The organism is Kitasatospora aureofaciens (assembly GCF_001188955.3).
Taxonomy (GTDB): Bacteria; Actinomycetota; Actinomycetes; order Streptomycetales; family Streptomycetaceae; genus Kitasatospora; species Kitasatospora aureofaciens.
In genome coordinates, this window is the sequence record NZ_JPRF03000018.1 from 161,023 (window position 1) to 167,352 (window position 6,330).

General features: G+C 71.0%; 5 protein-coding genes. 1 reads left to right on the forward strand and 4 read right to left on the reverse strand.

Annotated elements, in window-relative coordinates; all coding sequences use genetic code 11:
* Window positions 1-23: 23 nt before the first annotated feature.
* From HS99_RS11290 to HS99_RS11300, 3 genes are all read right to left on the reverse strand, one after another.
* A complete protein-coding gene (locus HS99_RS11290) occupies window positions 24-860 on the reverse strand; it encodes an ATP-binding cassette domain-containing protein (protein WP_030291123.1) in 837 nt (278 codons plus the stop codon).
* Complete coding sequence (locus HS99_RS11295) at window positions 860-1,855, reverse strand: ABC transporter permease (RefSeq protein WP_030556711.1); 996 nt, start codon at window positions 1,853-1,855, stop codon at window positions 860-862. The genes HS99_RS11290 and HS99_RS11295 overlap by 1 nt, the downstream gene beginning before the upstream one ends.
* A gap of 129 nt (window positions 1,856-1,984) precedes the next feature.
* Entirely contained in the window at window positions 1,985-3,010 is a 1,026-nt protein-coding gene (locus tag HS99_RS11300) for a sugar ABC transporter substrate-binding protein (RefSeq protein WP_030291127.1), read from the reverse strand.
* A 275-nt stretch (window positions 3,011-3,285) separates the two neighbouring features.
* Between HS99_RS11300 and HS99_RS11305 the strand changes: the two genes are divergently transcribed.
* A complete protein-coding gene (locus HS99_RS11305) occupies window positions 3,286-4,251 on the forward strand; it encodes a carbohydrate kinase family protein (RefSeq protein WP_030556709.1) in 966 nt (321 codons plus the stop codon).
* A 1,115-nt stretch (window positions 4,252-5,366) separates the two neighbouring features.
* On the opposite strand, the gene HS99_RS11310 is transcribed toward HS99_RS11305, so the two are convergent.
* The gene (locus tag HS99_RS11310) at window positions 5,367-6,002 is read right to left on the reverse strand and encodes a 2'-5' RNA ligase family protein (protein WP_078938755.1); all 636 of its coding nucleotides are present in this window, start codon (window positions 6,000-6,002) and stop codon (window positions 5,367-5,369) included.
* Window positions 6,003-6,330 lie beyond the last annotated feature (328 nt).

The window sequence follows — 6,330 nt, forward strand, 5'->3', positions numbered from 1 at the left end:
GGCCACTGCGGAGGACTGTCTTCTCAGTTGGTGCCGATCCCGGCGGCCTTGGCGGCCTCGGCATCCGCGACAACGGTACCGCCACCGTCCTCGTCGACCGTGAGTGCGCCGGTCATGATGGCGACCACCTCCGACATCGAGTAGTCGCCGGGCTTGATCAGGGCTGCGCGCCGGCCCATCCGGTGCACGTGGATCCGGTCGGCGATCTCGAAGACGTGGGGCATGTTGTGGCTGATGAGCACAACCGGGAGGCCCTTGTCGCGGACCCGGCGGATCAGGTCGAGCACCTGTCCGGACTCCTTGACGCCGAGGGCGGCCGTGGGCTCGTCCATCACCACCACGCTGCGGGCCCAGGCGACGGCGCGGGCCACGGCCACTGCCTGGCGCTGGCCGCCGGAGAGCGTCTCCACCGGCTGGGTGAGCGAGCGCAGGCCGATCTTGAGGTCGGCCATGTGCTCGGCCGCCTCCTCGCGCATCCGTTTCTTGTCGAGCATGCGCAGCACGCTGCCGAGCGGGCCGGGCCGACGCAGTTCGCGGCCGAGGAACATGTTGGAGGCGATGTCCATCGAGGCGGCGACCGCGAGGTCCTGGTAGACCGTCTCGATGCCGTGGCATCGGGCGTCCTGCGGGCCGTTGAAGCGGATGACCTCGCCGTTCAGGCGGATCTCCCCCTCGTCGGGGGTGACGGCTCCGGTGAGGGCCTTGATGAGGCTGGACTTGCCGGCGCCGTTGTCGCCGATGACGGCGAGGACTTCTCCGGGCAGGAGGTCGAAGTCGGCGCCGTCGATGGCGGTGACGTGGCCGTAGCGCTTGACCAGGCCGCGGGCCTGCAGGACGGGCGTGGGGGTCTGGGTGCTCATCAGCGGGTCCTCTTCCGGGAGATCTGGTCGACGGTGACGGCGAGGATGACCAGGACGCCGGTGATCAGCGTCTGGTAGATGGACGCGACGCCCATCAGCTGCAGGCCGTTGCGGAACACACCGACGATGAGGGCGCCGATCAGGGAGCCGAGCACGCTGCCGCGGCCGCCGAAGAGGCTGGTGCCGCCGAGTACCACGGCGGTGATGCTGTCGAGGTTGTCCGTCTGCCCGGCCTGCGGGTCGCCGACACCGGTGCGGGAGACCAGGAGCAGCGCGGCGATGCCGTAGACCACTCCGGCTAGCGCGTACAGGCCGATGGTGAGGCGGCCGATGCGGACGCCGTTGAGCCGGGCGGCCTCGGAGCTGTTGCCGAGTGCGTACACGTGCCGGCCCCAGGAGGTGCTGCTCAACAGGTGGGCGAAGACGGCGAACAGTGCGAGGGCGACGAGCGAGCCGTAGGTGACGTCGGTGCCGCCGAGCGGGAAGGTGTTGCCGAGGAAGGTCAGCTGGCTCGGCAGGTCGGCGACGGTCTGCTCCTTGGAGTAGATGTGGGTGAGCGCGAAGGCGACGTTCAGCATGCCAAGGGTGACGATGAACGGCGGTAGCGGGATCAGCTTCACCAGCAGACCGTTGACCAGTCCGAAGCCCGCGCACACCGCGAGCCCGAGCGCGATGGCGACCAGCGGCGGCACCGTGCCCTCCGCAGCCATCTTGGCGATCATGATCGATCCGAAGGCCATCACCGCCCCGCAGGACAGGTCGATGCCTGCGGTCAGGATGATCAGCGTCTGGCCGATGGCCAGGGTGCCGACCACCATCACCTGCTGGATGATCAGCGAGAAGTTCCCGCCGGAGAGGAACTGGTCCGTCGCCAGGGAGAAGAAGGCGCACGCCAGAACGAGCGCGGCGAGCGGGCCCGCGGTCGGCGCGGTCATGATCCGGCGAGCGAGCGTCGGCCCGGTGAGATCCGCGTACGGGGCGGTGGATGTGGTCATGAGGAGGTCCTTGCCGGTGAAGCGGGTCGAAGCGTCGAGCGGACGGCGTCGCGACGGCGCTGGGGAAGCGGCCCGGGCCGGGTCAGGGCTGGGAGGTCAGCCCGGGCCGCTGCTTCGGAGCGGGGAGGGTCAGCCCCAGCAGTTGGTAAGGCCGAAGCCGGTGTCCTTGGAGTCCACACCGGTCTGCGGCGTGTCCGAGATCAGGGTGACGCCGGTGTCGGTGTAACCCGAGGCCTTGGTACCGGTCTTGGCGAAGTCGGCGACCGCCTTGACGCCCTTCTCGGCCATCAGCATCGGGTACTGCTGCGACGTCGCCGCGATCTTCCCGTCCTTGACTGCCTGGGTGCCGGTGCAGCCGCCGTCCACCGAGACGATCAGCACGTCCTTCTCCCGGCCCTTGGCCTTCAGCGCCGTGTACGCACCGAGCGCGGCGGGCTCGTTGATCGTGTAGACGAGGTTGATGTCGGGCGCCTTCTGCAGGCAGTTCTCCATCGCGGTCTGGCCCTTGGCCTGGTCGCCGCCGGTGTCCTGCGAGCAGACGATGGACGGGTCGCCGGCGGCGACGCCGAAGCCCGCCAGGAAGCCGTCGTGGCGCAGCTGGCCGACGGCGACGCCGGGGGCGAGATCGAGGGTGGCGATCTTCGCGGGCTTGCCGGCCATCGCGGCCTTGGCGTACTGGCCGATCAGCTCACCAGCCTTCTTGTTGTCGGTGGCGAACAGGGCGTCCGTGCCGTCCTGCGGGTCGGTCGGGCTGTCCAGGGCGATCACCAGCACACCCTTGTCCCGGGCCTTCTTGATGGCCGGCAGGATCGCCTTGGAGTCGCTGGGCGTGATCAGGATGCCCTTGACGCCCGAGGCCACCATGTTCTCGATCGCGGCGATCTGGCCGGCGTTGTCGCCGTCGAACTTGCCTGCCGCCGTGGTCAGCGTGACGCCGTCCTCCTGCGCGGCCTTCTGCGCGCCTTCCTTCATCTTGACGAAGAACGGATTGGTGTCGGTCTTGGTGATCAGCCCGACCTTGACCGTACCTCCGGAGGAACCGGCAGCGGTGGAGCCCTTCGAGCCCGAGCCGCAGGCGGTCAGCGTGAGCGCCATGGCGCCGACGAGGACGGTGGCGGCGGCTCTGAACAGGGTGGGGCGGGGAGTGCGGAACATCGTGGCTCCTAGAAGGTACGGCTCAGGCGGGGTCAGGGCTGGGGTCAGCGGCTACCAGCACTGTCATCGTTGACTTATGTCAGCGTTGACATCCGCTTGACGAGGATGATGAAGTCTGCGAGACCCGGGTCACAAGCCCCGCAGCCGTAACGACTGGGTAACGCGACCGCAATAACCCGTACTGATCTGCGGAAACACTCCGCAGTCCACAGACCGGACCTGAGGCCGTTTCAGGCCCCGGACTCCAGCCCTACCTGATCCCGAAAGGCGGACCGATGGTCCAGCGCCCGATCGCCGTCCTCGGCGAGTGCGTCGCCGACGCCTTCGCCGACACCAGCCGGCCACGCCCCGGCGAGCTCGCCCTGCGCGTGATGCCAGGCGGCGGACCGGCCAACACCGCGGTGGCGCTCGCCCGGCTCGGTACCACCACCCGCTTCCTCGGCCGGATCTCCGCCGACCCCTTCGGCGACCTCTTCCGGACCCACCTGGCCTCCTCCGGCGTCGACCTCACCGGCGTCGTCGCGGCGCCCGAGCCCAGCACGATGGCCATCGCGACGTTCGACGCGCAGGGCCAGGCCCGCTACTCCTTCCACGCCCAGGCCACCGCCGACTGGCAGTGGACCGACGCCGAGCTCGCCGCCGCCCACAGCGAGGACGCAGCCTGTCTCCACACCGGCTCCCTCGCCCTGGTCCGAGAGCCCGGCGGCGAGCGGATCGAGCACCTGCTCGCACAAGCACGGGCCGACGCAACCATCTGCATCGACCCCAACGTCCGCCCGCTACTGGTCGATCCACGCATCTACCGGACCCGCCTCGCGCACTGGTGCACGCTGACCGACATCCTGCGCCTCAGCTCGGACGACCTGGAACTGCTCATGCCGGGTGTGACACCCGAGCACGCCTGCGACACCTGGCACCTGGCCGGGGTACGGCTGGTGGTGATCACCCTGGGCGCCCGGGGCGCGGTGGCGTCCCTGGACGGCGTCCGGGTACACGTTCCCGCACCGCCGGTCGAGGTCGTGGACACCATCGGCGCCGGCGACTCGTTCACCGCCGGCCTGCTCCACCGCCTGTCCCTCGCCGGCCGGCTGGGCGGACGGCTGGACGGCCTGACCACCGACGAGGTCTCCGACGCCTGCCACTACGCCGCCCGCGTCGCCGCCCTCACCTGCTCTGCCGCCGGTCCCAACCCACCGTGGGCACACCAACTGGACGCGGGGCCCGCAGTCGCCACCCACTAACGGCGGCCGGTCGAGCCGCCGGCTGCCGCGCGGCGGGACCGTGGGACACGGACTCGAACACCGACTGTACGTCCGTCGGCGGAGCTCGCCCGAGGTCGGCACGACCCGGAACAGCCCCACAGCGGGACCGCCAACTCGTTGGTCCATAGCGGAGTTGGCATTGATCAGCGATCACCCGGCCAAGCCGCCTCACCCTCTCAGCCGTCAAGGCAGCGGCTGGCGCGCCTCTCGGAAACCCGCGCCGAGTCTCCTGCGCCGGCTCGGACCGCAGCCTGCCACCCTGGTCGCGGCAGCCGCACCGGTGGTAGACGTGTCCGGTGTGGGCTGCGGAGCGCACATGGTGATCACTTCCAACGCGGGTCGTGCGAACAGCCATGCTCATGGTCTCCCGACCGGCGTCAGCAGACGGTGAACCCCCGCGCTCACTCCGTACCCACAAGCAGGCGGAATGGTGTCCTGGCCTGCTGCGTGCCCTTGCCGTGGCGACAAGTGTTTCTACGACCCCTGATGGCGTTCTACCGCGCCGTTGGGTGGTCGAACGTAGCTTCTCCCGTCTGATCCGGGCCCGTCGCCTGGCCCGGGACTACGAGACCCGGATCGATAGAGCCGAGGCGATGGCCTGGTGGGCCGCGACCCCCGCCACCCGGCGACTGGCCCGCCCCGGCCTTGGCTTGAAGAGCCCCGGCCGCTCCTCGCTCAACCACCCACGCTCCACCAGCCGCTTGGAGCGGACCCGAGCGGCCTGCTCCCGCGCACCACTGGTCGGCCAGCCGAGATGATCGCGCATCTGCCGGCCCGCACGCCGCCCCCGCCGCCAGCCGTGTCGCCCTCGACCAGCGCCACGATCGCGGCGCAGTCACCCGGCAGCACCGTAGCCCAACCCCTGTTGGCGGTGACGTTGGTTAACCGCTGTTGGTGGGCTTGGCGAGGGTGGTAGTGCGTTCGACATGGCTTTCCGGGGCCCTGACCTGCGGCTCGCGGTGCGGACCCGCCTGGGCGGCTGCCTCACCCGATCGAGGTGGGCCCGTCGTCGCTGGGCCGCGGTCGGCATCGGAGCTGGTAGGCGGTCTTCTCGGACCCGCCGGGCCGCTCGGGGGTGACCTGGATCGGTGAGGTCAGGCGAACGGCCACGGCGGGTCGGCGTCGGGGTGGGGGAGCCAGTGGACGGTGCCGGTGCCGAGGGCGACGGTGGCGCGGACGCACATCGGGCCGCCGGCCCGGCGGGAGAGCAGGGAAAGTTCGTCGACGCGGGCGGTGGTGCTGCCGAGGCGGGCGGCGAGGTCGGGGGCGAGGTGCCGGGGGTCGCGGGTGCGGCCGAGCGAGAGGTGCGGGGTGAAGCGGTCGCCGTGGGTCCGGCAGTGCGGGAAGCGGGCGGAGAAGGCGCGGTGGAGGCGTACCCAGGGGCCGGTACCGGTGGCGGCGGGGTCGAGCCAGACGGTGGAGTCGTGCCGGTGGCGGAAGCTGTGGACGCCCGACAGCCGCGCCGCGAACGGCCGGATCTCGGCGGCCGCCTCGGCGAGCAGGGGTGCGGCGGCCGGGAACGCGTCCTCCGGGACGAAGCCGAAGAGCACGTTGACGTGCGGCGGCCAGCGGCGGATCTGCCGGTCGTGGACCTCGCGGACCGCCTGGATCGCGGGCCACAGTTCGGCGGGCGGGAGCCAGGCCACGGCGGTGCGGGCCGTCGGCGGGAGATCGAGCACGCCGGCACCGGTGGCGGTGGGACGGGCGACGGGCGACGGGTAGCTGTCCACCTCTCCATCGTGCCCGCCTGCAGGCCGCCTCGCGTGGCGCGTCGGATCGGTGCGAGGGGTGAGACGGTCCGGCCAGGGGGCCTGATGGTTCGGTCGGGGGTAGCGACGCCCAGTCGCGGGTACGCGCCCGGACAGGGCTGCTTCAGCGTTCACAAGGCCCCGCGCATCATTGAGCTGGATGCGCGGGGCCGACCGGCGGATTAGAAGCCGGCCCAGAGGCCGTTGCCGGGGAGCATCTGGGTGCCGCCGCTGACGTGGCCGGCGCCGTCGCCGGGGTAGAACTTGAGGTTGTTGTTGGCGTCGATGCCGGCGATGCCGAGCTTGCCGG

Excerpts from the sequence above, each read along its gene's own strand:
- HS99_RS11290 (WP_030291123.1), bottom strand. The coding sequence starts at position 860 with ATGAGCACCCAGACCCCCACGCCCGTCCTGCAGGCCCGCGGCCTGGTC.
- HS99_RS11295 (WP_030556711.1), bottom strand. The coding sequence starts at position 1,855 with ATGACCACATCCACCGCCCCGTACGCGGATCTCACCGGGCCGACGCTC.
- HS99_RS11305 (WP_030556709.1), top strand. The coding sequence starts at position 3,286 with ATGGTCCAGCGCCCGATCGCCGTCCTCGGCGAGTGCGTCGCCGACGCC.
- HS99_RS11300 (WP_030291127.1), bottom strand. The coding sequence starts at position 3,010 with ATGTTCCGCACTCCCCGCCCCACCCTGTTCAGAGCCGCCGCCACCGTC.